The 26469-nt window shown below is 61.6% G+C and carries 22 protein-coding genes and 1 pseudogene; 11 read left to right on the top strand and 12 right to left on the bottom strand.

The window, feature by feature from the left end:
* Window positions 1–282 (bottom strand): envelope stress response membrane protein PspB, encoded by a 282-nt coding sequence (gene pspB, locus ACYU8T_RS12050; protein ID WP_201515344.1) that lies wholly within the window; start codon window positions 280–282, stop codon window positions 1–3.
* Window positions 283–311: 29 nt separating this feature from the next.
* Window positions 312–980, bottom strand: coding sequence for a phage shock protein PspA (gene pspA, locus ACYU8T_RS12045; protein WP_461159573.1), 669 nt, complete (start codon window positions 978–980; stop codon window positions 312–314).
* A 147-nt stretch (window positions 981–1127) separates the two neighbouring features.
* Between pspA and pspF the strand changes: the two genes are divergently transcribed.
* Window positions 1128–2129 carry a phage shock protein operon transcriptional activator gene (pspF, locus tag ACYU8T_RS12040; RefSeq protein WP_461159572.1) on the top strand — a complete coding sequence of 334 codons (1002 nt, stop codon included), beginning with the start codon at window positions 1128–1130 and terminating at the stop codon, window positions 2127–2129.
* Window positions 2130–2153: 24 nt separating this feature from the next.
* Here the strand turns inward: pspF and ACYU8T_RS12035 are convergent, their stop codons facing one another.
* A complete protein-coding gene (locus tag ACYU8T_RS12035) occupies window positions 2154–3032 on the bottom strand; it encodes a 3-hydroxyacyl-CoA dehydrogenase NAD-binding domain-containing protein (RefSeq protein WP_097090643.1) in 879 nt (292 codons plus the stop codon).
* Between the two features lie 216 nt (window positions 3033–3248).
* Between ACYU8T_RS12035 and ybgC the strand changes: the two genes are divergently transcribed.
* From ybgC to ACYU8T_RS11995, 8 genes are all read left to right on the top strand, one after another.
* Complete coding sequence (gene ybgC / locus ACYU8T_RS12030) at window positions 3249–3719, top strand: tol-pal system-associated acyl-CoA thioesterase (protein WP_281494422.1); 471 nt, start codon at window positions 3249–3251, stop codon at window positions 3717–3719.
* The gene (gene tolQ, locus ACYU8T_RS12025) at window positions 3716–4435 is read left to right on the top strand and encodes a protein TolQ (protein WP_201515347.1); all 720 of its coding nucleotides are present in this window, start codon (window positions 3716–3718) and stop codon (window positions 4433–4435) included. The genes ybgC and tolQ overlap by 4 nt, the downstream gene beginning before the upstream one ends.
* Before the next feature lie 155 nt (window positions 4436–4590).
* Entirely contained in the window at window positions 4591–5055 is a 465-nt protein-coding gene (tolR, locus tag ACYU8T_RS12020) for a protein TolR (RefSeq protein WP_201515348.1), read from the top strand.
* Window positions 5056–5074: 19 nt separating this feature from the next.
* Window positions 5075–6049: a cell envelope biogenesis protein TolA gene (locus tag ACYU8T_RS12015; RefSeq protein WP_461159571.1), complete on the top strand. Its 975-nt coding sequence runs from the start codon at window positions 5075–5077 to the stop codon at window positions 6047–6049.
* Window positions 6046–7368 (top strand): Tol-Pal system beta propeller repeat protein TolB, encoded by a 1323-nt coding sequence (gene tolB / locus ACYU8T_RS12010; RefSeq protein WP_461159570.1) that lies wholly within the window; start codon window positions 6046–6048, stop codon window positions 7366–7368. The genes ACYU8T_RS12015 and tolB overlap by 4 nt, the downstream gene beginning before the upstream one ends.
* A 58-nt stretch (window positions 7369–7426) precedes the next feature.
* Window positions 7427–7945 carry a peptidoglycan-associated lipoprotein Pal gene (gene pal / locus ACYU8T_RS12005; RefSeq protein WP_097090637.1) on the top strand — a complete coding sequence of 173 codons (519 nt, stop codon included), beginning with the start codon at window positions 7427–7429 and terminating at the stop codon, window positions 7943–7945.
* A gap of 223 nt (window positions 7946–8168) precedes the next feature.
* Window positions 8169–9344, top strand: a complete 1176-nt coding sequence (locus ACYU8T_RS12000; RefSeq protein ID WP_461159569.1) for a glycosyltransferase family 4 protein — start codon at window positions 8169–8171, stop codon at window positions 9342–9344.
* A gap of 1012 nt (window positions 9345–10356) precedes the next feature.
* Window positions 10357–11616, top strand: coding sequence for a polysaccharide pyruvyl transferase family protein (locus ACYU8T_RS11995; RefSeq protein ID WP_461159568.1), 1260 nt, complete (start codon window positions 10357–10359; stop codon window positions 11614–11616).
* Window positions 11617–12116: 500 nt separating this feature from the next.
* Here the strand turns inward: ACYU8T_RS11995 and ACYU8T_RS11990 are convergent, their stop codons facing one another.
* The 5 genes and pseudogenes from ACYU8T_RS11990 to ACYU8T_RS11970 all read right to left on the bottom strand — a co-directional run bounded on the left by ACYU8T_RS11990 (window position 12117) and on the right by ACYU8T_RS11970 (window position 16343).
* On the bottom strand, window positions 12117–12269 hold the full coding sequence (locus ACYU8T_RS11990; RefSeq protein ID WP_461159567.1) for a hypothetical protein: 153 nt from the start codon (window positions 12267–12269) through the stop codon (window positions 12117–12119).
* Between the two features lie 192 nt (window positions 12270–12461).
* Window positions 12462–12592, bottom strand: a pseudogene (locus ACYU8T_RS11985) (FUSC family protein); the annotation flags it as partial.
* The gene (locus ACYU8T_RS11980) at window positions 12589–13038 is read right to left on the bottom strand and encodes a MarR family transcriptional regulator (RefSeq protein WP_461159566.1); all 450 of its coding nucleotides are present in this window, start codon (window positions 13036–13038) and stop codon (window positions 12589–12591) included. The gene ACYU8T_RS11980 and the pseudogene ACYU8T_RS11985, both read right to left, overlap by 4 nt.
* 110 nt (window positions 13039–13148) lie before the next feature.
* Complete coding sequence (locus tag ACYU8T_RS11975) at window positions 13149–13451, bottom strand: hypothetical protein (RefSeq protein WP_097092627.1); 303 nt, start codon at window positions 13449–13451, stop codon at window positions 13149–13151.
* A gap of 21 nt (window positions 13452–13472) precedes the next feature.
* Entirely contained in the window at window positions 13473–16343 is a 2871-nt protein-coding gene (locus ACYU8T_RS11970; protein ID WP_461159565.1) for a M16 family metallopeptidase, read from the bottom strand.
* 233 nt (window positions 16344–16576) lie between these two features.
* Here ACYU8T_RS11970 and clpB point away from each other — a divergent pair, with 233 nt between their 5' ends.
* On the top strand, window positions 16577–19156 hold the full coding sequence (gene clpB / locus ACYU8T_RS11965) for an ATP-dependent chaperone ClpB (protein WP_461159564.1): 2580 nt from the start codon (window positions 16577–16579) through the stop codon (window positions 19154–19156).
* Window positions 19157–19208: 52 nt separating this feature from the next.
* Here clpB and ACYU8T_RS11960 read toward each other — a convergent pair whose 3' ends face one another.
* The 4 genes from ACYU8T_RS11960 to xseA form a co-directional block, all read right to left on the bottom strand.
* Entirely contained in the window at window positions 19209–22277 is a 3069-nt protein-coding gene (locus tag ACYU8T_RS11960; RefSeq protein ID WP_461159563.1) for a TonB-dependent receptor plug domain-containing protein, read from the bottom strand.
* A 324-nt stretch (window positions 22278–22601) separates the two neighbouring features.
* Complete coding sequence (locus ACYU8T_RS11955; RefSeq protein ID WP_201515357.1) at window positions 22602–23435, bottom strand: M23 family metallopeptidase; 834 nt, start codon at window positions 23433–23435, stop codon at window positions 22602–22604.
* Window positions 23432–23644, bottom strand: a complete 213-nt coding sequence (locus ACYU8T_RS11950) for a DUF2093 domain-containing protein (protein WP_097090628.1) — start codon at window positions 23642–23644, stop codon at window positions 23432–23434. The genes ACYU8T_RS11955 and ACYU8T_RS11950 overlap by 4 nt, the downstream gene beginning before the upstream one ends.
* A 33-nt stretch (window positions 23645–23677) precedes the next feature.
* Window positions 23678–25183, bottom strand: coding sequence for an exodeoxyribonuclease VII large subunit (gene xseA, locus ACYU8T_RS11945; RefSeq protein ID WP_461159562.1), 1506 nt, complete (start codon window positions 25181–25183; stop codon window positions 23678–23680).
* Between the two features lie 7 nt (window positions 25184–25190).
* Between xseA and purD the strand changes: the two genes are divergently transcribed.
* Complete coding sequence (gene purD / locus ACYU8T_RS11940; RefSeq protein WP_247232278.1) at window positions 25191–26468, top strand: phosphoribosylamine--glycine ligase; 1278 nt, start codon at window positions 25191–25193, stop codon at window positions 26466–26468.
* The last annotated feature ends 1 nt before the right edge of the window (window position 26469 follow it).

Genomic DNA, 26469 nt, shown 5'->3' with positions numbered 1-26469 from the left:
TCAGTTCCTCCTGTCGAGGTTCGGGCGATCGAAATCATAGCTATCGTCGGGCGCGGGGCGCGCCGGACGGAAATCGGGATTGTCGGCGGCGACGATCCGCTCGACCGTCTGCAACCGGTCCTCCAGCCGCCGGGCGAGCAGGTGCAGCTCATCGAGCAGCCGCTCATCCTCGTCGGTGATCTTGGGCGCCTGCTTCCACTTGGTCGTATAGTGCAGGATCAGCCAGGGCATGCCGATAAACAGCATGCCGCAGATCATGATCGGCAGAAACACATCCTCCATGCGTCACACTCCCTATTCGTCTGGCGGGTTCAGGCGGGCCGGTTCATGCTGGCCTTGAGCGCTGCGAGTTCGGCGTCCACCTTGTCGGCGGATTGCAATTCGGCAATCTCCTCCTCCAGTGTCTTGGGCTGCTGGCCAAGGTTGAAGGCATCCGCCCGCCCTTCTGCCAGGTCCGCCCGCCGTTCGAGCATGTCGAACCGGGCAAAGGCCTCGTTCACCTTTTCACCGGCATAGGCTTCGCGCATCCGCAGCCGGTTCTGCGCGCTTTCCATCCGGCTGGCCAGGCTGTTCTGCCGGTTGCGCGCCTCGCTCAGCTTGGCCTGAAGCTTGGCGATATCCTCTTCGGACGCTTTCAGCGCCTCGTCCAGCAGATCGATTTCCGCCTCAAGCTTTTCCGCCATGTCCGCCGCCTTCTGCTTTTCGACCAGCGCGGCCTTGGCCAGGTCCTCGCGATCCTTGCTCAAGGCCAGTTGCGCCTTTTCGGTCCAGCTGTCCTGCAGGCCCTGAAGCTTGCCGATATGACGACGCATCTCCTTCTGATCAGCGATGGTCCGCGCGGCAGACGCTCGCACTTCGACCAGCGTCTCCTCCATTTCCAGGATGATCATGCGGATCATCTTGGCTGGGTCCTCCGCCCGGTCGAGCAGGTCGGTGACATTGGCGGCGATGATGTCGCGCGTACGAGAAAAAATACCCATCGGAACTGCGATCCTTCCGTTCAAGCGGCCTTGCCCCTCCTCTGCAGAAGCCGTGCCAAATCGGAGAAACGCCGGTTTCTCGACGCTTCGAAATGTTCGCCAATCTGATCATTGCCAAATGATTGTAATTTTCACCATATGTTGGCCATGGAGCGCAACACGCAATTCGTTGGCCAGTCCCTCGCCTTCCTCGACGCGGTGGAGCAAGCAGGCCGCGCAGCCGAACTCAACCGCCCCGTGCTGGTGGTCGGCGAACGCGGCACCGGCAAAGAACTGGTTGCCGAGCGGCTCCACCGCCTCTCACCCCGTTGGGGCGAGCCGCTGATCGTGATGAATTGTGCCGCGCTGCCGGAAACATTGATCGAAGCGGAACTGTTCGGCCATGAACAGGGCGCATTCACAGGCGCCACCCGATCGCGCGCGGGCCGGTTCGAGGAGGCCGATGGCGGGACGCTGTTCCTCGATGAACTGGCGACCCTATCCATGGCGGCGCAGGAACGGCTGCTGCGCGTCATCGAATATGGCGAAGTCACCCGCATCGGCGCGTCGCGGCCGATGACGGTGGATGTCCGGATCATCGCCGCCACCAACGAAGACCTGCCCGGACTGGCGGAGGCAGGCCGCTTCCGCCCCGATCTGCTGGACCGGCTGAGCTTCGAGGTCATCACCCTCCCGCCGCTCCGCGCCCGCGATGGCGACGTGGCCGTCCTTGCCGATCATTTCGGCAGGCGCATGGCGGCTGAACTGGGATGGCCGCAATGGCCGGGCTTCTCCACGGACTGCCTGGACGCGCTGGAAGCCCATGCATGGCCCGGCAATGTCCGCGAGTTGCGCAATGTCGTGGAGCGCGCCGTATACCGCTGGAACGAGCCAAGTCGCGCCGTCGCGCAGATCGTCTTCGATCCCTTCGCCTCACCCTGGCAGCCGCAACGGCCGGCAAAAGCGGGCGAGGAACCCCAATCCGCTCCCGTGCCCAGCCTCGCCCCCGTCAGCGACCTGCGCGCCGCCGTGGACGCACATGAAGCCGCCATCGTGCAAGCGGCGCTGGAGCGCCACCGCTACAACCAGCGCGCCACCGCCAAGGCGCTTGGCCTAAGCTATGACCAGCTGCGCCACTGCATGCGGAAGCATCGCCTGGGGGCGGACTGAAACCCCCTTGCCACCCTTCCCGCCTCAGCGCGTCGGCACAGGCTCCGCCCCGGAATAGTCGTAAAAGCCTTTGCCGGTCTTCCGCCCGAGCCAGCCGGCCTCGACATATTTGACCAGCAGCGGCGCGGGGCGATATTTGGAATCGCCAGTGGTTGACCGCAGCACGTTCAGCACCTCAAGGCAGGTGTCGAGCCCGACAAAGTCCGCCAGCGTCAGGGGCCCCATGGGATGGTTGAGCCCCAGCCGCACGCCCATGTCGATGTCGCGAATGTTCGCGACCCCCTCGCCCAAGGCGAAGATCGCTTCATTGATCATCGGCAACAGGATGCGGTTGACCACGAAACCGGGGGAGTCGAACGCCTGCACGACATTCTTGCCGAGGCTGGCGGCAAAGGCCTCCACGGTAGCCACCGTTTCATCCGAGGTCGCAAGGCCCCGGATCAGTTCGATCAGCGCCATGACCTGCACGGGGTTGAAGAAGTGGATGCCCACGAACAGCGCCGGATCGGGAACCACCTGCGCCAGCCGGGTGATGGGAATGGAGGATGTATTGCTCGCCAGGATCGTGCCGGGCGTGATCACCGCGCCGACATTGGTAAAGATCGTGCGCTTGATCTCTTCCCGCTCGGTCGCCGCCTCGATCACCAGCTGCGCACCGGCGAGGGGGGCAAGATCGCCGCTCGGGCGGATGCGGGCGAAAGCGGCTTCGGACTCTTCCGGGGTCAGCTTGCCCTTCTCCACGGCCCGGCCGAGCTGCTTGGAAATGCCTTGAAGTCCCTTTTGCGCGCGCGCCAGATCGACGTCGCACAGGATCACGTCATAGCCAGCCTGCGCGCTGACCTGCGCTATCCCCGCGCCCATCTGACCGGCGCCGATGACGCCAACGGTCTGAATGTCGGTCATGCCAAAATGTCCTTGCATAAATCAATTTGCCGCCCACTAGCGCCATGGCAAGCAGGGGGCCAGCGCTTTTGAACATCATCACAACAGGCGCCGTGTTAATCAGGGCTTAGCGTGATCCCTTTGTGGGATGGATTGCCCCGGCTGCCCGGCAGGACGCGCACGCTTCTTTCATTTCCGCCTTTGCCTGCCGCCTGCTTGATGGTTAAAAGGCCGCGCATGTCCGTTACAGCGCCCATGCCCGAGCCGGCGGCCGGAAGGTTCATCGCCGCCGTGCATCATTATCCCGTGCGCGTCTATTTTGAGGATACGGACCTGTCCGGCGTCGTCTATCACGCCAATTACCTGCGCTACATGGAACGCGCACGATCCGACATGCTGCGGGTCGCGGGAATCAATCAGCGCGCCGCGCAGGAAGATGGAACCGGCGTCTATGCCGTGACCAGCCTGCACATCGATTACAAGCGCCCGGCCCGGCTCGACGATGATCTGATGGTGGAAAGCCGCGTAACTGCAATCCGCCCTGTCGCCTGCACCATTCATCAAAGAGTCAGGCGCGGCGATGAAATACTGACGGACGGCGAAGTCTCGGTCGCCTTCCTTAACGATCAGGGTCGCCCTACACGGCAACCAAAGCCCTGGACCGACATTTTCAGCCGTTTGATGAGAGGGGAAGACATCAACTCATGAGCCTTTCGATGCCTGACGTTGGCGCAGCGGTGGGCGCTGCCACCCAAGCCGCGACCATTTCGCCGCTGGCCCTGTTCCTTCAGGCGGACATCGTCGTGAAGCTGGTGATGCTGGGGCTGTTGCTCGCCAGCATCTGGACCTGGGCGATGATCATCGGCTTCAGCTTCACGCTGCGCAAGGCGAGCCGCCAGAGCAGCGCCTTCGAAGCCGACTTCTGGAAAGCGGAGGATATCGACCGTTTCTACGAAGCACGCGGGAAGGCCGATTTTCCTGCTGCCAAGGTGATGGCGGCGGGCGTCACCGAATGGCGCCGGTCGACCGCGCAAAAGGTAATAGACCGCGACGGCACGCGCGACCGGCTGGCGACGTCCATGTCCAGCATGATCGCGGCCGAGGTCGATCGCCTGTCCGACCGGCTCAACATCCTGGCAACGATCGGCTCGGTCGCCCCCTTCGTCGGCCTGTTCGGCACCGTCTGGGGTATCATGCGCGCCTTCACCGCCATCGCAAAGGAACAGAATAGTTCGCTCGCCGTGGTCGCGCCCGGCATCGCCGAAGCGCTGTTCGCCACCGCTATCGGCCTGTTCGCGGCGATCCCGGCCGTCATCGCCTACAATCGCTTCAGCCATGGCATCAACCGCATGGAATCCAAGCTGACCCGCTTTGCCGACGGCTTTTATTCGACGCTGAGCCGGGAGCTGGAGGCGCAGCGGTGATGGCGGGAGCACAAGTCAACCAGACCATTTTCGTCATGCCAGCGACCCGAAGGGCGGCGTTAGCCAACGCTGGGATCTCGTGCCTCACCCTCCGCCCTATCCGGCCTGCGATCCCAGCTTTCGCTGGGATGACGAATTCGGCGGAGATCGCGTAAATGGCAATGTCCGGCCCCCCATCCCACCGCCGTGGCCGTGGTCGCGCGCCGATGGCGGACATCAACGTCACGCCCTTGGTGGACGTCATGCTGGTTCTGCTCATCATCTTCATGGTGACTGCCCCGCTGCTCGTCACGGGCGTGCCGGTGAACCTGCCCGAAACCCGCGCCAAGGGCCTTGATCAGGACGACAAGCCAGCCGTGGTCTCGATCGATCGCGACGGCGGCCTCTATATTGACGAGACGCAGATCAGCGACGCTGAATTGCCAGACCGTCTGGCGGAGATCGTTTCCGCCAATGCGGGCAAGGCCGAGCCGCCTCAGATCTTCCTGCGCGCCGACACCGGGCTCGACTATGGCCGGGTGATGCGCGTGATGGGCGAACTCAACCGCGCCGGTCTGAACAAGGTCGCGCTGGTCAGCACCGGCGGCGACGAAGCCGCTGCCAGCGGCGGTTCTGAATAGGGCCATAGGGACTTAACGGATGGAACGCGCGGAGAAGATCGGCCTTGGCGTCGCGACGGCGGGACATGTCCTGCTGTTCGGCCTGCTGTCCGCCGGATTCCTGGCCACGCCCAATCCGCTCAAGCTGAACTCCCCGCCGATGGACGTCAGCCTGGTGGATGAAGCGGCGCTCCAATCGACCGCGCCGCAAATCTCGACCCAGCCGCCCCCGCCCAGCGTCGCGCCGGAAGAGGGACCGACCGAGGACGCGGCCCCTGCGCCCGTTCCAGAGCCCGCGCCTGTTCCCGAGCCGGAGCCTTCGCCCGCGCCGCCGCCGCCAAAGCCTGCTCCACCCAAGAAGGTGGAGAAGCCTGCTCCCGCCAAGCCCGAACCCGCTCCGGCGAAGAAGGACGTGGCCAAGGCCAAGCCAAAGCCCAAGCCCGCGCCCGAAAAGCCAGCGGCCAAGCCTACGCCAGCCAAGGCGAAGCCCGCCGCCGCCGCTAAACCCGCTCCAGCCAAGTCAGCGCAAAAGCCTGCTGCCAAGGCGAAACCTGATGCCCCGGCCCGCGCATCCGGTCAGGGCAAGGCGGAAAAGCCCAAGGGATCGCTGCTCGGCAAGGATTTCCTCAAGGGCATCGACACCGAAGCCGACGCCCCGCGCAAGGCCGCGCCGCCGCCCGCCGCCGCGATGGGCCCCGCGCAAAAGGCCGCGCTCGACCGTTTGATCGGGGACCAGATCTACCGGCACCTGAAGCTCCCTTCCGGCGCGGATGTCGAGCAGCTGGTGGCTTTCCTGGAGGTGAAGATCGACCGCAACGGCCGGGTGATCGGCAGGCCCGAAGTCATCGACGTGCAGGGCCAGACCGCCAGCAACAAGCCACAGGTCTCCATCTACAAGGAACGCGCCGTGCAGGCGGTTATGCAGGCTTCCCCTTTCCAGGGGCTGCCGGACGAATATTATGAACAATGGAAATGGCTCAAACCGTTGAGAGTCTACGCAAGGAAAGCGCGATGAGAAGCTTTGGAATAACCGCACTGCTCGCCCTTTGCGCAGCCTTTGCCAGCCCTGCGATGGCGCAGCTGTCGGTCGATGTGACGGGCGAGATCGACAGCAACCTCAAGATCGTCGTGCCCGCCCTGCCGCCGCAGGCCGAAGTATCGACGCCCGCTGGCTCGTCATCCGAACTTGGCCGCAAGATCGCCGAAGTGATCGCCACGGACCTCAAGGGATCGGGCCTGTTCGATCCATCCGGCCCGGCCGGCATTCCCGCCATCGGCTTCCCGGAAGTCACCAATCCCGCCTATGACAAATGGGGCGCTTACCAGGCGCTGGTGCAGGGCTTCGTCCGCACCACTGGCGGGGAAGCCGACATCACGGTCGGCTGCTACCTCTACGACGTCGCGTTGAAGCAGGAACTGACCCGCCAGGGCTATGTGGTCGCCCCGCGCGACTGGCGCCGCGCCGCGCATAAATGCGCCGACGCCATCTATGCCCGCCTGTCGGGCGAAAGCCCCTTCTTCGACAGCCGCATCGCCTATATCGCGGAAAGCGGCCCCAAGGGAAACCGTACCAAGCGCCTCGCCATCATGGACAGCGATGGCGCCAACCACCGCTTCATCACCAACGGCCAGTCGATCGCGCTCACCCCGCGCTTCTCACCCGACTACAAATCGATCGTCTATGTGAGCTATATCGGCAGCCGCGTGCGCATCTATGTCTATGACATCGGCACCGGGCGTCAGCGGCTCGTCACCGAAAGCAACAACGCGACCTTCGCCCCGCGCTGGTCGCCCGACGGCCGCAACATCCTCTTTTCCATGGCGGTCGCGGGCAATACCGACATCTACCGCGTCTCGGCGCAGGGCGGCCAACCCGTCCGCCTCACCACCGCGCCGGGCATCGACGTCGGCGGCAGCTATTCGCCCGACGGCACCCGCATCGTGTTCGAAAGCGACCGTTCGGGCAGCCAGCAAATCTATGTCATGAACGCCGATGGCTCGAGCCAGCGCCGCATCAGCCATGGCGGCGGCCGCTATGCGACACCCGAATGGAGCCCGCGCGGCGACCTCATCGCCTTCACCAAGATCAGCGGCGACTTCAAGATCGCCGTCATGACGCCGGACGGCGGCAATGAACGCATCCTCACCAATGGCTGGCAGGATGAGCAGCCCACCTGGTCGCCCAACGGCCGCGTCCTGCAATATTTCCGCACCACCGCCGGGCGCGAAGGCACCAGCCAGGTATGGCAAGTCGACCTGACCGGCGTCAACGAACGCCGCATCCCCACTCCGCTCAGCGGTTCAGACCCCGCCTGGGGTCCGCTGCTCCCCTGATCGGGAACAACATCGTCGCGCAGACGTAACGACCCTATGCTCTTCAAGGAGACCCCTGATGAAACTCAACCGCCCCCTCCTCATCGCCGTCTCGGTCCTGGCGCTCGCCGCCTGTGGCAAGAAAGCGCCCAAGGATTTGCCGCCCCCGCCCGCGACCGACAGCAGCGCGCAGACCGGGACCGGCACGGGCACCGGCACGGGCGCCCCGGTCAAGGGCAGCCAGGAAGATTTCGTCGCCTCCGTCTCGTCGGATCGCATCTTCTTCGACACCGACCAATATGATGTCGACGCGCAGGACCAGCAGACGCTGCAAAGCCAGGCCGCCTGGCTCCAGCAGAACCCCAATGTCCGCGTCACGATCGAAGGCCATGCCGACGAGCGCGGCACCCGCGACTATAATATCGCGCTGGGCGACCGCCGCGCCAACGCCGCGAAAAACTATCTCGCCTCGCTCGGCATCGACCCCAGCCGCATCAACACCGTGAGCTATGGCAAGGAACGCCCCGCCGCGCTCGGTTCGGACGAAGCCGCTTGGGCACAGAACCGCCGCGCGGTGACGGTCACTGTCCAATATTGAGGCCATGAAGCGCGGCTAAAAAACAACCACTCATCCGGCGGAGCACCGGCGATACCAGTCTGAGGCCCCGTCCAGGTCCGACACCTCATTCTAGGTACCACCTTTTCACGCCTTCGCACGGAACTGCGTTGTGCAATGATCGGGCGTCGAATGGTGAAGGAGCCCGGCGCATGGATCGTTATGCCAATATCTCGGCGACACAACGCTACCCGAACGTGCGCGCATGAGCCCACTCAGCACGGCTTCGTCCTCAGCGCTGGCGGGCCGCCACATCCTCTTCGTCATCTCCAGCCTGGGAGCCGGCGGCGCAGAACGAGTGATCGCGAAACTGGCCGCGCATCTGATGGATGCCGGGGCCCAGATCTCAATCGTTGCCTTCGATAGGGAGAGCGAACCGATCTACCATGATTTCGCGCCAGGAACCGGCTTTCACCGGCTAGGTGACGAGGCCGCGCCAGCCGCCTTCCGGTCGGCTCGCCGGATGATCGCGCTGCGGCGGACGATTCGGCGGCTGGTGCCCGACATCGTCATCAGCTTCCTCACAAAGATCAATGTGATATCGCTCACGGCAACGATCGGCCTGGACGTGCCTGTCATCGTGTCTGAGCGGAACAACATGCTGCGGCAGCCTATGAATCGCCTTTGGAGGATGGGGGTGGCCGCTCTCTTCCCCCGCGCCGCGGCCATCGTCCTTCAGACGGCGGCGAGCGCCGCTATGTTGCCGGCTCGGTTGCAGCGCAAGGCCGTCGTGATCAGCAACCCCATAGAGCGCCTGCCGTGGCGGCCCGCGGCGTTTGCCGACAAGCGGATCACGGCTGCCGGGCGGCTGACGGAGCAGAAGGGTTTCGATACTTTGATCGAAGCTTTTGCGAAGGTCGCGCCGCTCCATCCGGACTGGCAACTCGACATCTGGGGCGAGGGGGAGAACCGGGATGAACTTCTTGCCCGCATAGCTAGGCTAGGACTTATCGGCCGGGCTGATCTGCGCGGATTGAGCAAGCGTCCGGGCCAATGGATCGAAAGCGCATCCCTCTTCATTCTCTCATCGCGCTATGAAGGCTTTCCCAACGTGCTAGGCGAGGCGATGGCTGCGGGCATGCCGGTAATAGCGACCGATTGCCCTTTCGGCCCTGTGGAGCTGGTGCAGGACGGAAGGAACGGCTTGCTCGTGCCGCAGGACAATCCGGCGGCGCTGGCGGAGGCGATGATTCGGCTGATCGAAAATCCTGACCTGGCCGCCCGCCTCGGCGCCAGCGCCGCACGGGTTGCCCGGACCTACAGTTCCCCGTCCATTGTCGCGCGTTGGGAAAGGCTGATCGAAGCCTGCCTGACTGCTCCGGCCGGACAGGCCGCAGGCCATGAGATCACCGAACGAAACAGGGCTGCAATCAGGGCTTAAACCAAGACGTACAGAGGCTTACCAAGATTAGAAACCGTAACGGCGATTGCTGTTCGCCCGACTAGACCGGCAGCATCACGCCCCTTCTTGACCCAAGGATAAGAGGGCGGGTCAGTTTTTGATCAAGCCTCGATCGACTCCGCATGGGCGCTCGACAATTTCATTATTGGGTACGCGTTCGCCTCAAATATTTCCGGGCCGCCATACTGGCTTCTAGTTCGATATCTTCGCGTCCGACACCACATCACCCGTCCTCCCTTCGGGTGAGCGCTCTAAACACATGTGAGGAAAATCGGGTTAGGCTATTTGCTAATGAGCCCGGGCCTAACTCTAAAGCGCACTTAGCGCCTGGAGCGCCGCTGAACTATGTTATCCCCGCTTTAGGAGTTAGTGTGCAGCGCGTTTCAGCGATCCTCGGCAAAAGCGTCCAGCATGTGCAGCAAGGCGAGCGCTGGCGCTTGCACTCAGCTGTGAGCGTCGGCGGTATCCCTTAAGAATGCGCAACGCTGGCTATATGGATCGAACCGTTAGTGCCGAGCCGCCGAAGTCGTGTCCACCCGCGACAGCTAGAGGCCAGAACCGGATGCAATTTGACAATATTGACTTCATTATCATCGGGGCAGCGAAATCGGTTACTACCTGTCTTCAGACCCAGCGGCAGTCCGACCCGGCAATTTACATGCCTGATCGGGAGCTGCACTATTTTACCAAAGGATATAGGCGCGGAGACAGTTGGCATCTGTCGCAGTTCAGCGAGGAGGGTGCTGGCAGGATCGTTGGCGAGAAATTCAATTCTCACCTCTACACGCCTGAAGCAGCCGACCCGCCTCCGCCGGCACTCGCCCGATGTGAAGCTTCTCGTACAGCTGCTGAACCCTGTGGACCGGGCAGACTCCAAATAGTGGACGCTCTTCAGGCGGGGCGAGGTCGACCCAAACAATCGTCAGCCACTTCGCGTGCCGCCTGTCCGACGCGTTTAAACTGATCATTTATCAACGGGGTGTTAGGTCATATGAAAACGTTCATCATAACCGGCATACAGATGAGAAACAAAGGATCGCAGGCGATGTTCGTGTCGCTGAGAAATTCTTTAAAGTCTATCTACAATGATTGCCAAGTAATTGGCTTCGCCAATAAATATGACTTTCCTGAACAATATACATATCCTCTCATGCCTTATGACGACTATACCCGCTCTGTTTTCAAATATCGTCTGGACAAAGTTCCACTATTGACAACGATGATGACCGCAATCTTGAGCCGCTTGCGGAAAAACAATAAGTGGCAAGGCAAAATCCCGCAGATGATAAAAGCACTTCAAAGCGCAGACGCCATCTTCGACGCTAGTGGATACGCACTTGGATCCGGCTGGCCCAAGCAAAGCGGAAGAGTATTGCTGGATACAATAAGAATTTCCAAGCGATACAACAAGAAAATCATATTGATGCCGCAAAGCTTTGGACCATTTGACTGGGGAGAAAAAGATGACTCAGCCTTCACTGAAGAGATGAAGAAAGAGCTGTCATACCCCTTGAAAATTTACGCGCGCGAGCACGAAGGTTATGAATGCCTCACCTCCTTGGGGCTAGCTAATGTCGAGCTATCGGCCGACATGGTGATCAGGGAAAAACATTTTCCAGAAGCTCACCAAATTCTCGTTCAGAAGAGCAATGCTGCGACGGAGTTACCAATTAAAAACTCTGTCGGCTTCATAATAAATAAAAATGTTTTTCGAAAGGGAGAGGGCTCCGACGTTCTTGATTTATATGCAGAATTGCTAAGAAAATTGCTGGCCAATGGCGAGCAGGTATATATCCTGTGCACCTCGACCGCTGATACCGATCTTGCTACACAAATCGTCAGCAGGACGAAGAGCGATCAGAAGGTCAATATTATTTCCGGGGAATATTCAAGTCCAGATCTGATAGATATCATCGCGCAGTTTAAATATGTGGTCGCGTCGCGCTATCACTCAGTGGTATTTGCTTACAGAAGTGGCGTCCCGGCGGTGATACTCGGATGGGCCAAAAAATATGATGACCTCGCAGCACTTTTCCAACAACAGGAATATGTCTTTGACATAAGAAATTTAGCTCCTGAACAAATTCTGAAAGGAGTAGAAAAAATGGGATCTAACTATAGGGATGAAGCAGTCCGCATTAAGGGATGTCTGGAGGGTCTTCAGGCGGATTCCGTAGTGCGACAAGCTGTACATGTCTTGGACTGTGACCAATTGAATCATCCCGAAAACGTCGTGTCCGCTGTCCGGTAAAGACAGCCGACGACGGGCAGTCGCTCTAGCAAGACCTTGCGGGATATCCGCATGGCCTAGGGCGGTGTCGTCGGCATGATCTCGCTAGCAGATCCCTTCGTCGGAGTGCGACTGACGATATGCAGGGCATTAAGCATCTCATCGCTATTTTCCCAGAGAAGAAAGCCTTCCTAGGAACAAGGAGTGCAAAGGCCTCCTTGTAGCGATCCGCTAAGCTTAAAAATCTGGGGCAGAAATCCCGCCACCCATCGCCAGCATCCACATTAGACTCTTTTTGCACCACGCCGGACTAAAAGAGCGGTCGCTAACCGGGGCAGCGCCAAAAAATGAGATCCTGTATCCAGTGCCGGATGACTATCCCTTCATATGAGTATGCCCTAAGCCGCTGGTTACAGGTCCATGGGCTCCTGCATGCTTTCCCATCCAGCCACCGCCCATCACCAGGAACACCGCCCCGACGGCCGCAAAACCCTGGCTCGCTAGAGGGCGGACTTGCCTTTTCAGCGCCCCAGCCTGTCCTCGACGGCCGCGCCCAGGCGCAGCAGTTGTGTCAAATCATCTTGCGGCGCGCGCACCATCTTCCGGGTGGCGGCGAGGCGGGAGGTGTCGAAGAGCAAGTAGACGGACAGCAGTCGCAATTCGCTAAACGTCATGGGCCAGCCTGCTCCGCCCTACTCCAAACCCACCACTGGATGCCGAAAGAAGGGTCATGCGATGATGGTTCGGCATCAGTGAACATCGCCTTCACCGTGCTAGCAACATGTTGCCAACCGATCCTGGCAATATGACGTTATGCACTTAGGTAGAGCGAATTCTGAGGGCACCGAATTATTTGCGTTGAACGAGATATAGGATGTCAGGAACGCCCAATAGGGCGCTCCAGCCCGATGCTGAGCGCAACGAACAACGCCAACATGCTGGCCGCGAAACATTTCAGGGAAAAAAGCGCCGCGGGCCAGCCGAAGCGCGCGCTCATGCCTGTTGGCGGCGCTCGGCGATGCGGCGGCCGAGCAGCTCCATGAGGTTTACGGTGATCTCGATCGCGGCGTCCGGCACGCCGTCGAGCAGTTCGCGGCGCAGATTGTCGAGCCGTTCTTCGATCCGGCCCGCCAGTTCCTTGCCGGTGGAAGTGAGGGTAATACGGTTCGACCGCTTGTCGTCGGGGTTGGGAACTCGCTCTACCAAGGCCATCGCCTCCAACTGATCCAGCGTACGCACCAGCGACGGTTGGGTAATCCCCAGCTGTTCAGCCAGGTCCGCCTGCCGCGTCTCCGGCTCCATCCTGGAAAGATGCACCAGGCACCAGCCCGCGCTGTTGGACACGCGAAACTCCGCCAGCGCCTCATCCGCCAACATGCGCCAGTTGCGCGCCACCTGCGGCATCTTGTGCGCCAGCGCCCGCTTCATTTCAGATCTCGACATGGCGCTTAGATAGCTAACTAACACCCCTGTTCAAGTCTGCACCCCGTTAATCCGCCACTTCATTAATGCATTTAAATTCCGGGAGCTTCAAAACTCCCGGAATCCGTGGCTCAAACCCGCCGCGTCCCGGAAAAACCAGCCGCCCCGAACGCACCCAACTGCATCGTCCCGTTGATGCTGTCTCCGCTGACTTCCGCCTCACAATCCATCGTGATCGGCATCGGCATGGTCATGTTCATCTTCCAGCTGAGCTTGTTCCCCTGAACCTTGCCCTCGGCAACATCCAGCGATCCCATCATGCCCGCGAAGGTCCCGTGAAAGCTGTCGCCCGAGCTGATGACGGTCAGCACGCCCTTCTGCTCACCCAGCGGCGTTTTCGCCACGCAATCATAAGCTCCATCGACACCTGCCATCTTCATTCTCCTTATCAACCCTCAATCCGCGAGCGTGCCCGTCTCGACCGGCAGCCCGACAGCGTCAAGCTGCGGCCGCACCAGTTTCGCGTCACCAACCACCACCCAGATCAGCCGATCAGGATCGATCGCCTCACGCGCCGCCTTGTCCAGGTCAACGGGCGTCATCGCCCGATATATCCCCGGCAGCTTTTCATAAAAGTCATCGGGCCGCCCCAGCAGCCAGTTGCGCATCATCGCGCCCAGCAGGTCGGATGAGGTTTCGAAACTGCCCGGCAGAGACAGGATCTGGCTGTTGATCGTCTGGTTCCGTTCGGCGGCCGTCGTGCCCTTGCTCGTCAGGAATTCGGCGATGTCCTTGCGCGCGGCAATGATCGAATCGCCAGTCTTGTCGGTTTGCACCGGCGCATAGACGAGCAGCGGGATCGTTTCCTTGACTCCCGGCATGGCGGTGCCGGCGGAATAGGCCCACCCCTTGGTTTCGCGCAGATCCATGATAAGTCGGGATGTCGAACTGCCGCCAAGCACCTCATTGGCGGTCAGCAGGGTCAGCGGATTGTCGGTCCCGCGCTTGCCCGTGAGCAGTCCGGCCAGGATCAGAGACTGGGGGCTTTGCGGCTTGTCGACCAAGATGATCCGTGCTGGCCGCATCATCCTGTCCATGCGAAACAGCTTGCTGCCCCTCTCTCCCTGCGGAGATTTCCAGTCGCCAAAGCGCTTCTCCAGCAGCGGCAGGATCTCGGCCAATGTCGTGTCGCCCGTCACGAAAATGGTCGCATTGTCGGGCCGGATCCATTTGCCGTGGAAGGCGGCCAAGTCCGCCCGCGTCACCGCCTCTACGCCGCTTTCCGTTCCCGATCCCGTGAACGGGATGCCATAGGGGTGCGCCTGCCCATAGAGGAGCGGCGGCAGCAGGCGCTGCGCAATCGGCATCGGCTCGGTCTTTTCAGCAGCGATCCGCGTCAGCACTTGACCGCGCAGCCGCTCCACCTCTTTCGGATCGAAAGCGGGATTGCGGATCAGGTCCGCCAGCAGTTCGAGCGACGCGTCCAGATTGGGCTTCAACGCATAGAGGCCGACATTGGTCGTATCCATGCCGTTGCCCGCGCTTATCGATGCGCCCAGCCTCTCCTGCTCCTCGGCGATCTGGATGGAGTTGCGGCTCCTGGTCCCTTCATCCAGCAAGGCAGTCACCAGTCCGGCCGTGCCTAGCTTTGCCTTGTCATCGGCGGCATTACCCGCGTCGAACGCAACCGATACTCGGACCACCGGCACGGTCGCCCGGCGCGCGAACAGGATGGGAATCCCATTCTTCAAGGTGGCATGCTCCACATCTGGAAACTCCAAGTCCTTGACTGGCTCAATGGCAGGTTCAGGGACCTTGGTTGGCGGCGGCGGCGTGCCAGCGGAGGGGGCGGGCTTCTTCGGGTCCCGGAAGAAGGCAGGGCGATGGGTCGCGTTGCCCGCAAGCGCATTATCTTCAGCCGAGCGCTCACCCGGTGCCACGGTCAGGCGCAACACTGGCCGCCCCAGCCATTTCCGGGCAGCCGCACCGACGGACTGCGGTGTTGCCGCTGCATAGAGCGCAAGGTCCTTCTTATATTTCCCCGGATCGCCGGAATAAACGGCGCCTTCCGCCAGGGTCACAGCCTTGCCGCTGAATCCGCCGACTTTCTCAAGACCGCCGATCGTGCCGGAAAGCTGACGGGTGGCCGCGCGTTGCACCTCATCGGCGGTCGGCCCCTTGGCAAGATAGTCGGCCAGCAACTGGTCGAGCCGCCTACCCACGGCCGCAGCATCCTGCCCCGGTTTCACATCGACCGTAATTTCGGCGATGCTCAGCTTTTCAAAAGGCTGGATGCTTGCGCTCACGCCTACGGCGACTTTTTCGCCGCGCACCAGGATATTATCCAGCCGCGATGATTTGAGTCCGCCAAACAACGCCATCGCGAGGGCCAGCTGTGGCAGGTCGGCGGAATTGACGCCGGGCACGATCCAGTTGCGATAGAGCCGGGTCGCCGCGACATTGTCGTGCATCAGCTTTTCAGCGTCTCGCGGCAAGGTTGGGACGGTCGCATCCACATCCTTTGGAACCGGGCCGGATGGAATGGCTCCAAACCATTTCTCCACCTTTGCCTTCGCCGTCGCCACATCGATGTCGCCAGCAAGCACCAGAACGGCGTTGTTGGGCCCATAATGGGTTTTGAACCAGTTCTGCACGTCCGCCAGGCTGGCCGCGTTCAGGTCAGCCATCGAACCGATGGTCGAGTGACGATAGGGATGGCCTACCGGCAACATGGCGGCAAGCTGAGCATATTCGACAAGGCCGTAAGGCTGGTTTTCGCCCATGCGCTTTTCATTCTGAACGACGCCGCGCTGCGTATCCAACTTCGCCTGCGTTACCGCGCCGAGCAGATGGCCCATGCGGTCGGCTTCAAGAAACAGCGCGCGGTCGAGCGCACCCGTCGGGACCGTTTCGAAATAATTGGTGCGGTCGAACCAGGTCGTCCCGTTCCAATCGGTCGCGCCTATATCCTCCAGGCGCCCGAAGAAAGGGCCGTCCGCATTTTCGGAGCCGTAGAACATCAGATGTTCGAACAAATGGGCAAAGCCGGTCTTGCCTGCCGGTTCAAAGCGCGAACCCACATGATACCAGACCGACACGGCGACGACGGGCGCCTTCCGGTCGGTATGAACGATCACGCGAAGGCCATTCTTCAGCGTGAACTGCTCATAGGGAATATTCACGGCTGCGACTAAGCTAGAGAGCGCCGCGGGTGCCGCTGCATCCGTTTTCGCCGGAGCAGCCGATATGGCCGGGACCGAAACTGCCATGGCCGTGAAAGCCAAGGAGCAAAGGCCGAGCGTCAACGGACGGGGGAAGAATCTCATGAAGCGCCCTCATCAAGGTCGGGGTCATAGCCGCAGAACCGGCCAGGGATTGCAGCAACATAGCGGCGAAGGTCGACGGCGCAACAGGCATCGCCTACCTGGCGATGGCGGTCCACGTTGGAGCAAACGGGTTCGTGGTGGATTTTTGAACGATGGCAAGGATATTTGCGTAGCGCCTCTTGTGTTGCTTTTATGCAACATTACATCGTGGCAAGTTTCACGAAGGGCTTCTTATGAACCTCGATAAATTCACTGATCGCGCCAAGGGATTCCTCCAGTCGGCGCAGACCGTCGCGATCCGTATGAGCCATCAGCGGATAAGTCCCGAGCATCTGCTCAAGGCGTTGTTGGAAGACAATCAGGGCATGGCGTCCGGCCTTATCAAGGCGGCGGGCGGCGATCCGGCGGTAGCATTACGCGAAACCGATGCGGCTTTGGCCAAGGTGCCTGCCGTTTCGGGCAGCGGGGCGCAGCAGACGCCGGGGCTCGACAATGATGCCGTGCGGGTGCTGGACAGCGCGGAGCAGGTGGCGGCGAAGGCTGGCGACAGCTTCGTGACGGTCGAACGGCTGTTGCTGGCGCTGACGCTGGCAACCACGAGCATGGCGGGCAAGGCGCTGACCGCAGCGGGCGTGAAGGCGGAGGCACTGAACGCGGCGATCAACAATCTGCGCGGTGGGCGCACCGCCGATACTGCTGGCGCGGAAGATCGTTACGACGCGCTCAAGAAATTCGCGCGTGACCTGACCGAGGCGGCGCGGGAGGGCAAGCTCGATCCCGTGATCGGCAGGGACGAGGAAATCCGGCGGACGATTCAAATTCTGGCGCGGCGGACCAAGAATAATCCTGTGCTGATCGGCGACCCTGGCGTTGGCAAGACCGCGATCGCCGAAGGCCTCGCGCTGCGCATCGCCAATGGGGACGTGCCCGACACTCTGAAGGACCGTACGCTGATGGCGCTCGACATGGGGTCGCTGATCGCGGGCGCCAAATATCGCGGCGAATTTGAAGAGCGCCTCAAGGGCGTCCTTGACGAGGTGAAAGCTGGCGAAGGCCAGATCGTCCTGTTCATTGACGAGATGCACACGCTTATCGGCGCGGGCAAGTCTGAGGGCGCGATGGACGCGGGCAACCTCTTGAAGCCTGCCCTCGCGCGTGGCGAGTTGCACTGCATTGGCGCGACGACGCTCGATGAATATCGCAAATATGTCGAGAAGGACCCTGCGCTCCAGCGGCGGTTTCAGCCCGTGTTCGTGGGTGAACCGACGGTGGAGGACACCATCTCCATCCTGCGCGGGCTTAAGGAGAAATATGAGCTGCACCATGGCGTGCGGATAACCGATGGCGCGATCGTGTCAGCGGCAACGCTCAGCAACCGCTACATCACCGACCGTTTCCTACCGGACAAGGCGATCGACCTGATGGACGAAGCGGCTTCGCGGCTCCGGATGGAAGTGGAGAGCAAGCCCGAGGAGATTGAGACGCTCGACCGGCGGATCATCCAGCTCAAGATCGAGCGCGAAGCTCTGCGCAAGGAGACTGACAAGGCATCAAAAGATCGGTTGGAGGCGCTCGAGGAAGACTTGGCCAATCTGGAGGAGCAATCAGCCGCGCTGACGCAGCGCTGGCAGGCGGAGAAGGACAAGATCGCGGGCGAGAGCAAGCTGAAGGAACAGCTCGAAGCCGCGCGCGTCGAGCTGGAGCAGGCGCAGCGAGCCGGCGACCTCACCAAGGCGGGCGAGCTTGCCTATGGCCGCATCCCTGAACTGGAGCGCAAGATCGCCGAAGTAGAGGGCGCGACCGAAGACGCGATGCTGCGCGAGGAAGTGACGAGTGAGGATATCGCCTCCGTCGTGTCACGCTGGACCGGCATTCCCGTCGACAAGATGATGGAGGGTGAGCGCGAGAAGCTGCTGGCCATGGAGGAGGAACTCGGAAAGCGCGTGATCGGGCAGGCCGATGCGGTGAAGGCCGTGTCAACCGCAGTGCGACGTTCGCGCGCGGGCTTGCAGGACCCCAACCGGCCGCTTGGGTCGTTCCTGTTCCTGGGACCGACCGGCGTCGGCAAGACCGAGCTTACCAAGGCGCTCGCCGGATTCCTGTTCGACGATGACAGCGCGATGGTGCGGATCGACATGAGCGAGTTCATGGAGAAACATTCGGTCGCGCGGCTGATCGGCGCGCCTCCGGGCTATGTCGGCTATGAGGAGGGCGGCGTGCTGACCGAGGCGGTGCGGCGGCGGCCCTATCAGGTCGTGCTGTTCGATGAGGTCGAGAAGGCGCATGGCGACGTGTTCAATGTGCTGTTGCAGGTGCTGGACGACGGCCGCCTGACCGATGGGCAGGGCCGGACGGTGGACTTCACCAACACGATCATCGTTCTGACGTCGAACCTGGGTAGCCAGTTCATCGCGGGCCTTGCCGATGATGAACCGGTGGAGAAGGTCGAAGATCAGGTGATGGACATCGTCCGCGCGCATTTCCGGCCGGAGTTCCTCAACCGCCTGGACGAGGTGATCCTGTTCCATCGGCTGGGCGCGAGCCACATGGCGCCGATCGTCGACATCCAGGTGGCGCGGATCGGCAAGCTGCTGAAGGACCGCAAGGTGACGCTGGACCTGACGGACGGCGCGCGGGCGTGGCTGGGGCGGGTCGGTTATGATCCGGTCTATGGCGCGCGGCCATTGAAGCGGGCGGTGCAGCGGTATCTGCAAGATCCGCTGGCGGACCTGATTCTGCGGGGCGAAGTGCCCGATGGATCACGAGTGCGCGTGGATGAAGGCGATGGAGCGCTGAAACTCAGCCTCGCATGAAAAAGGGGCGCTTCCTCGCGGGAGCGCCCCTCCTTTTTTAAGATGGCTAGCCTTAGAAGTTAGCGCGGACACCCAGACGATAGGCGCGGCCATAAATGCCTGTGCCACCCTGAACCGGATTGTAGTTGTTCGCGCCATAGGTGACCGGATCGATAGGCGGCAGGTCGTCAAAGACATTGAGCACGTTCAGGTAGAGCGTGAAATTGTCATTGAGCTTGTAGCTGGTGGTGAGATCGACCGTGATATAGTCGTCCACGTTGCACTTCACGAAGCGCTCCGGCAGCAGGCCGCACTTGCCAGCGGAACCCGGGCCTTCCTGATCTTCGGCCGACAGATTATAGCCACCGAAGAGTTCGGCCGTGGCCGACAGGGTCCACTTGCCCCATTCCAGCGTGTTGGTCCAACTACCGTGCCATTCGGGCGTACCCGAACCTGCGGTCAAGCTGTAGTTACCGATCGTGCCCTCATAGCTTTCGACGCTGCCGTCGGGAAATGAGGTGTCCAGATTGATGATGTAGGTCGCCTCCAGAGAACTGGTGAAGCGGACATCGCCAAAGTTGAACCGGCCGGTCGCGCCGAAATCAAGCCCCTCCGAACGGATCGTTGTCGCGTTGATCAGCGGCGCCTGGACGTAGGCAACCCGCGGCAAGGCACCGGGATTATTGGGATCGGGCGAGTCCGGAATGATGTTGTATCCGTCTGGAATTGCCTGGCCCGAATAATAGGCAGCTAGGGCGGGAGCAAAAGGAGCCGGGATGATCGCGCCCGTCTTTTTGATATTATAATAATCCACACTGAGGCGAATGTTGCGGGTCGGTTCAAAGATAACGCCCGCCGTCCAGCTGGTCGATTTCTCGGGCTTCAGATCCGGGCTCGCCAGCTGGGTCTGACCATAGCTGCTGGAGCTGAGATAGGTCGGACAGCTGGAGAATGTCAGCCTGGTGCAACCGAATTGCGCCAAATAGGATTCGGGGAAGTTGGACGCGTTGTTATTAACGAAGCCAGTAGTCGGCACGGCGTTCGCTTCCGCGAAGCTGGGGATACGAAAGCCCCGCGACCAGGTGCCGCGCAGCGTCAGCGCATCGATAGGCTTGTAACGGAAGCCGACCTTGGGCGAGAATGCGTCCTGACCGCTATTATAATTATCGTAGCGGCCCGAGGCGTTGAGTTCGAAGCCTTCGAAGGCAGGAACGTTCAGTTCAAAAAAGCCGGACCGGACGACGCGTTCACCCTGGGTACCGAAGGCGTTGAGGATGAAATAGCGCTCCGTGGGGCCAGCGAAGTCGGCATTGGCGCTTGGTGCATTGACCGATTCCAGGCGTATCTGGCCGCCGAAGCCCAGCTGGACGGGACCGGCCGGAAGATCGAACAGGGTGCCGTTGAAGCTCAGCTGTGCGGCATAGAGTTCAGACGATGCCTTGGTGATGTTGTCCGGCGACAGATAATCGAGCGTCGACTGGCTGTTGGCGAGCGGGTTGACGAAATTATAGCTGCCATCGGCAACCACGTTCAGCAGCCGCTGAATGTAGACATAGCCTGACGAGGTGCGGGTCAGGTCCGTTCGCATGCCGACGATGTCAGCCGCGAAGTTCCAGTTGTCGGTGATCGGCCCCGAAATCGAGAAAGCGCCACGATAGGTACGGCTCAATGTCTCGTTGTACTCGAGTAGATTGGGAATGCGGCCGAGTATCCGGGCTTGTTGACCCTGCGCCGCAAAGGGGTTGTTTGGGTTGAGCGTGCCATTGGTAGCGTCACAGTTCGGCTGCGGCAGGCCGTTAACCAGCGGGCAGATATAGACCGGCAGCGCCAGCGCGAAGGAACCGGGCGCATTGGGCAGGCCGTTGCTATAGGTGCTGAAGCGCGGGAAGGCGATGCCCGCCGGGCCGTTAGCGCGGATGGTCGCCGGCTCGCCGGTGTAGCTTACCTTGCTTTGTAGATAGTTGGCCGTGAAGGACGCTTCGATATCGTCCGTGACAGCCACGGTCGCCTTGAGGGCGCCGCCGAAACGTTCGATCCTCGGCGAGATGACGCCATATTGGCGAACCAGGTCGCCTTGGCATACCGTGTTGGGCGCAAGGGCGTTCGCTTCATCCGCCAGTTCCGCAGCTGTCAGGGTATAAGGCGTCTCGCCGGCAATGCAGCCAGCGGCCGGATTAAGAAATTGATAGCGGCCGAGCGGATCATCTTGCGCGCTGAGGGAATCAGTCGGGGCAACGAAGAAGGTCGTCGCGAACGAGCGACGGTTGCTGGATGAGGTCGCCTCATCCCAGCCTACATAGCCGGTGCTCGACGGGTTGATCGACCCGCCATTCGGGCCAACCTGCGGTCCGCAGACGCCGTCGCGGCAGATACCGGACAGATCCTGTGAATTGTAAGGATATGGCCGGTCACGATTATAAAGAGCGTTCTGGCGATACCAGAAGCCGCTGGCGTAAATGTTGTAACCATCACGGCCGAGGTCGCCGGTGCCCGCCGTCAGGCTGATGCGATAGTTTTCACCATCGCCGCGCTCGGTGAGGCCGCCTTCGATTCGGCCGCCGATGCCCTTGAACTGCTTTTTCGTAATGACGTTGATCACGCCCGCAATGGCGTCCGCGCCGTAGGTCGATGATGCGCCATCGCGCAGCACTTCGACACGGTCGACGATGTCGTCTGGAATAGTGTTGAGATCGACGAAGTTTCGCGTCGCGTCATCCGCGAGCGGATAATAAGCGGCGCGTTGACCATCGAACAGCACAAGCGTGGAACTGGTGGTCAGGCCGCGCAACGACACGGCAGATGCGCCGGCGGCGAAAGCGCCGTTGGCCGAAAAACTGTTCGTGAGCGCCGCGCCGTTGTTGGACGAAATGCGCTGAAGCGCTTCCTGGGTCGTCTGAATGCCGCGCTGTTCGAGCGACTCAGAGGTGAGAACGGAAACAGGCGAGGGCGTGTTGTTGACGTCCTGCCGCAAAATGGAACCAGTGACGACGATCGTAGCCTCCGGTTCTTCAGCCACCGTACCGGCCGGAGTATCCTGCGCAAAGGCAGGGGCGGCGAGCGCCGCAAAGCCCGCGCCCGCGCATGCGAGCGCCTGCAGCGCCGCGCTATTGCGCAGCCACGCATTGTTCGAGAGTTTCTTCACAATCCAGTCCCTTGCTCTGGAGCGACGCAAGCGAACCTGCGTCCTTTGTTTGACGCATGAAGAGGGGCATTGGAGCCCGACAGCAAACCCCTCTTCATCCGTGCTGTGCGACAGTCTGCGCAGTCGTTTTATGCGTGTAAAGCAATGCTACAGACACACAGGCACTTTGCTGTTGCACTGTCGTAAATTTGCCACATCTTAGCAAAAGGCTACTTTGCAGCTGTTCAACAACATTGTTGGCCAAGGGAGCAGTTCGGTAGAACTTTGATGCTCCACGGGTGCGGCTAGTGGCGCTAAGTTGCGCGATTGCATCGCCCATTCCTGCTAAGGCATAGGGCCTGCGAGAAGAAGCGGGTCGATCCGCGCCTCGTTCCACCGCATACCCCAATGAAGGTGGGGGCCCGTCGCGCGGCCGGTTGCGCCCACGGCGCCGATGCGCTGACCTTGGCGGACGCTTTGCCCAAGCTTCACATCGATGCGGGACAGATGAAGGAAAGCGCTGCTGAGACCATGACCATGGTCGATCATCAGCAGATTGCCCTCAAGCGTGAATGGCCGGTCAGCGGCCAGAACCACGACGCCGTCGGCAGGAGCAAGGACTGGATCTCCGGTCGACCCCGCGACATCGATGCCGCCATGATAGGCGCCCGGCACGCCTTGGTAAACGCGCTGCGATCCGAACAATCCGGAAATACGGCCGACCCGGGGCCACAGGAAGCGCTGGCGCCAACCAGTCGCGCCTGTGTCCACGCTGCGCGCTGCGGCGATCCGGGCCAGTTCGGGCCGGCGAAGCGCAAGATAGGCTTCATTATCCCGCACAGGGCGAAGTGCCGTGTTGACCCGCTCTATCCGCCAAGCACGAGGGGCGACGTTGATGATCTGGCTAAGCATATGGCCATTGGCGAGGCGCGCGGTCAGGCGCGCCTGCGGCTTGGCGTCACGGTCGAAAGCGATGAGAAAGCGTCCGTCCCGATCGAACCGGACTGGCTGATCATCAAGGCGCAGTTCCGCTGTCGCGGCCGGCGCTGTGCCGATGAGGACGCCGCCTTGTTGTGCTTCACCATCAAGGATGATGCCGGTAATGAAGTTGGAGGTTGGATCTTTTGCCGCCCCCACACTGCCTATCATCAACAGGAGCGCGACCGCCCAACGCCTCATCGCAGGCCGCGCGCCTTCAGTTCAGCCTGCGCCGAGGCTTCCGCGCTAGCATAAGGCTCCTGCCGGGCGATGCTCCAATAGCGCAGATCGTCGAGGGGGATTTTTTGCCCAGTGACCGCGCACACGACATGATCGCCCGCCTGCAGCACACGGAAGCTGTAGGCCATATAGTGGAGACGGGCCGGACGATCGCGATTGGACATCAGCATGAGATCAAACGGCCTTCTTCTTGGTCATGCACATCAGGAGAACAAATCCTGTTGGCGATTTTCCCCTCTCTCCTGCGCTTTGCGAGAAGAGCGTGATGAAGGGGATATAGCTTGCGGCGGTGCCATCTCAAGGGTTGGCGATGTAGATCTTGGTCCTACGTCTGCGCCGACTGCTCCGTCGCTGAAATGGAGCAACACGGCCCCCGCAGCTTGAGCTTCCGCGACCGATCTGACGAGTCGGCCTTCCGCCATCACCCGAGCAAAACCACGCGCAAGCGGCAAGTCAGGGTTGACCGAAACGAACAGGCGGGAAAGCCTGTCAAAGGCAGTGGCGCGGTCACGAAAAACGCGCGACAGATAGTCCGGGCGGAGCCGTTGACGATCAAGCCGCTCTTTAGCGCGGGCCAGATGCTGGTGCAGGAGAGCCGGTCGCAGAGCGCCACCCGCTTGATTGAGATGTGCCCGCGCGTCCGACACGCGATAACGCAGGCAGTTGCCAAGGTCGCCGGACAATTGGTCGAGCCGCTGACGTTGCGGAGCCAGCAGCATGTCTGGCGTCGGCATGAGCCGGGCCTGCATCTCCAGCCGGTCGCGGGCTTGCGCAGCACCGCGCCGCACGGCCCTGTCCATGCGCAGCCCTTGCTCAGTCAGCATCGCCATCAGATCGGCGCGAACAGGCACCGCCATCTCCGCAGCGGCGGTCGGCGTGGGCGCGCGCATGTCGGCGGCATAGTCGCAAAGCGTCGTGTCCGTTTCGTGACCAACGGCGGAGATGACCGGGATCGAACATTCGGCCACCGCCCGCACGACGATTTCCTCGTTGAAGCTCCACAAATCCTCGATGGAGCCGCCGCCACGCGCAACGATCACCAGGTCGGGGCGCGGCAGGGGGCCTCCGGGCTGCATTGCCGAAAAGCCGCGAACCGCACGGGCGACCTGGTCGGCTGCGCCCTGCCCTTGCACCAGAACTGGCCAGAGCAACACATTGGTGGGGCAACGATCTTCCAGCCTGTGGAGGATGTCCCGGATCACCGCGCCGGTTGGCGAGGTGACGACGCCGATGGTGCGAGGCATGAACGGGATCGCCCGCTTGGCGGAGCGGTCGAACAACCCCTCGGCGGCGAGCTTTGCCTTCAGCTTTTCGAGCAGCGCCATCAGCGCGCCTTCGCCCGCCAGTTCCATGCGGTCGATCACGATCTGATATTTGGAGCGGCCCGGATAGGTGGTTAGCTTGCCGGTGGCGATCACCTCGACGCCGTCCTGAGGCGCGAACGGCAACCGTTGCGCTCCGCCCTTCCACATCACTCCATCTATGACCGCATTGTCGTCCTTCAGGCACAGATACAGATGGCCCGATGCAGCGCGCTTGAACCCCGAAATCTCGCCACGCAGACGAACATGACCAAAGCGGTCCTCGACCGTGCGCTTCAGCACGGCGGACAATTCGCTCACCGAAAGCGGCGGCGCGTTGTCCCCTGCCCTTTCCTCCGCTAACAGGCGGCCCGACACATCGAAACCAGCTTCATATTCCGGGGACATGGGCGAAATGAACATCCTTTTGTTGGGCAGCGGCGGCCGCGAACATGCTCTGGCCTGGAAGCTGGCGCAATCGCCCAGCCTCACGACCCTTTATGCCGCACCGGGCAACCCCGGCATAGCCCAGCATGCGACTTTGGTCGATCTGGATGTCACCGATCATCGTGCTGTGGTCGATTTCTGCCTGCGCCACTCCATCGGACTGGTGGTGATCGGGCCGGAAGCGCCGCTGGTCGACGGCCTTGCCGATAATCTTCGGGTGAAGGGATATCCGGTATTCGGGCCGGGCAAGAAGGCGGCGCAGCTGGAGGGGTCCAAGGGTTTCACGAAGGATCTGTGCAAGCGCGCCGGCATCCCCACCGCTGCCTATGAGCGCGTCCACAGCCAGGACGGCGCGATTGCAGCGCTGGCCGATTTCGGGCTGCCGGTCGTCATCAAGGCAGATGGCCTGGCAGCGGGCAAGGGCGTCATCATCGCCGAAACGCACAGCCAGGCCGTAGAAGCGATAGAGGATATGTTCTCTGGCGCATTTGGCGCAGCGGGCGCGGAAGTTGTGCTGGAAGAATTCATGATCGGTGAAGAGGCGAGCTTCTTCGCGCTCACCGACGGCAGCGCGATACTGCCGTTTGGTTCCGCCCAGGACCATAAGCGCGTCGGCGATGGCGACACCGGTCCCAATACCGGCGGTATGGGCGCCTACAGCCCAGCGCGGGTGCTGACGCCCGAACTGGAAGCCGAAGTCGTAGAGAAGATCATCCGGCCGACGGTGGAAACGCTGGCGGCTGAAGGGACGCCTTATTCCGGCGTCCTCTATGCCGGGCTCATGCTGACCGAAGAGGGGCCCAAGCTCATCGAATATAATGCGCGCTTCGGGGACCCGGAATGCCAGGTTCTGATGATGCGCTTTGACGGCGATCTGGTGGACCTGCTGCTTGCCGTTGCGCAGGGACGGCTTGCGGAGCAGGGCCCGGTGAAGCTGGCTGACCGGACGGCTTTGACCGTAGTGATGGCAGCCAATGGTTATCCCGGCACGCCTGAAAAGGGCGGGGCGATTGCCGGCATCGATGCGGCAGAAGCAGGCGGCGCGCTGGTCTTCCATGCTGGCACGGCAGCAAAGGATGGCACGCTGGTCGCCAATGGCGGACGCGTGCTGAACGTCACCGCCAGCGGCCACAGCGTCAATGAAGCCCAGGCAGCCGCTTACCGCGCAGTAGATGCAATCGACTTTCCGACGGGCTTCTGCCGCCGGGACATCGGATGGCGCGAGGTTGAACGCGAGGGGCGGTGAG

It is taken from the genome of Sphingobium sp. TomMM35A (assembly GCF_054771735.1).
Note: the sequence above shows the minus strand (reverse complement) of the source record. Positions and strands in the feature narration are given on the sequence as shown.

Bases quoted from the DNA above. Each gene is read 5' to 3' on its own strand.
- pspB (WP_201515344.1), bottom strand. From the start codon at position 282: ATGGAGGATGTGTTTCTGCCGATCATGATCTGCGGCATGCTGTTTATC.
- pspA (WP_461159573.1), bottom strand. From the start codon at position 980: ATGGGTATTTTTTCTCGTACGCGCGACATCATCGCCGCCAATGTCACC.
- pspF (WP_461159572.1), top strand. From the start codon at position 1,128: ATGGAGCGCAACACGCAATTCGTTGGCCAGTCCCTCGCCTTCCTCGAC.
- ACYU8T_RS12035 (WP_097090643.1), bottom strand. From the start codon at position 3,032: ATGACCGACATTCAGACCGTTGGCGTCATCGGCGCCGGTCAGATGGGC.
- ybgC (WP_281494422.1), top strand. From the start codon at position 3,249: ATGTCCGTTACAGCGCCCATGCCCGAGCCGGCGGCCGGAAGGTTCATC.
- tolQ (WP_201515347.1), top strand. From the start codon at position 3,716: ATGAGCCTTTCGATGCCTGACGTTGGCGCAGCGGTGGGCGCTGCCACC.
- tolR (WP_201515348.1), top strand. From the start codon at position 4,591: ATGGCAATGTCCGGCCCCCCATCCCACCGCCGTGGCCGTGGTCGCGCG.
- ACYU8T_RS12015 (WP_461159571.1), top strand. From the start codon at position 5,075: ATGGAACGCGCGGAGAAGATCGGCCTTGGCGTCGCGACGGCGGGACAT.
- tolB (WP_461159570.1), top strand. From the start codon at position 6,046: ATGAGAAGCTTTGGAATAACCGCACTGCTCGCCCTTTGCGCAGCCTTT.
- pal (WP_097090637.1), top strand. From the start codon at position 7,427: ATGAAACTCAACCGCCCCCTCCTCATCGCCGTCTCGGTCCTGGCGCTC.
- ACYU8T_RS12000 (WP_461159569.1), top strand. From the start codon at position 8,169: ATGAGCCCACTCAGCACGGCTTCGTCCTCAGCGCTGGCGGGCCGCCAC.
- ACYU8T_RS11995 (WP_461159568.1), top strand. From the start codon at position 10,357: ATGAAAACGTTCATCATAACCGGCATACAGATGAGAAACAAAGGATCG.
- ACYU8T_RS11990 (WP_461159567.1), bottom strand. From the start codon at position 12,269: ATGACGTTTAGCGAATTGCGACTGCTGTCCGTCTACTTGCTCTTCGAC.
- ACYU8T_RS11980 (WP_461159566.1), bottom strand. From the start codon at position 13,038: ATGTCGAGATCTGAAATGAAGCGGGCGCTGGCGCACAAGATGCCGCAG.
- ACYU8T_RS11975 (WP_097092627.1), bottom strand. From the start codon at position 13,451: ATGGCAGGTGTCGATGGAGCTTATGATTGCGTGGCGAAAACGCCGCTG.
- ACYU8T_RS11970 (WP_461159565.1), bottom strand. From the start codon at position 16,343: ATGAGATTCTTCCCCCGTCCGTTGACGCTCGGCCTTTGCTCCTTGGCT.
- clpB (WP_461159564.1), top strand. From the start codon at position 16,577: ATGAACCTCGATAAATTCACTGATCGCGCCAAGGGATTCCTCCAGTCG.
- ACYU8T_RS11955 (WP_201515357.1), bottom strand. From the start codon at position 23,435: ATGAGGCGTTGGGCGGTCGCGCTCCTGTTGATGATAGGCAGTGTGGGG.
- ACYU8T_RS11950 (WP_097090628.1), bottom strand. From the start codon at position 23,644: ATGCTGATGTCCAATCGCGATCGTCCGGCCCGTCTCCACTATATGGCC.
- xseA (WP_461159562.1), bottom strand. From the start codon at position 25,183: ATGTCCCCGGAATATGAAGCTGGTTTCGATGTGTCGGGCCGCCTGTTA.
- purD (WP_247232278.1), top strand. From the start codon at position 25,191: ATGAACATCCTTTTGTTGGGCAGCGGCGGCCGCGAACATGCTCTGGCC.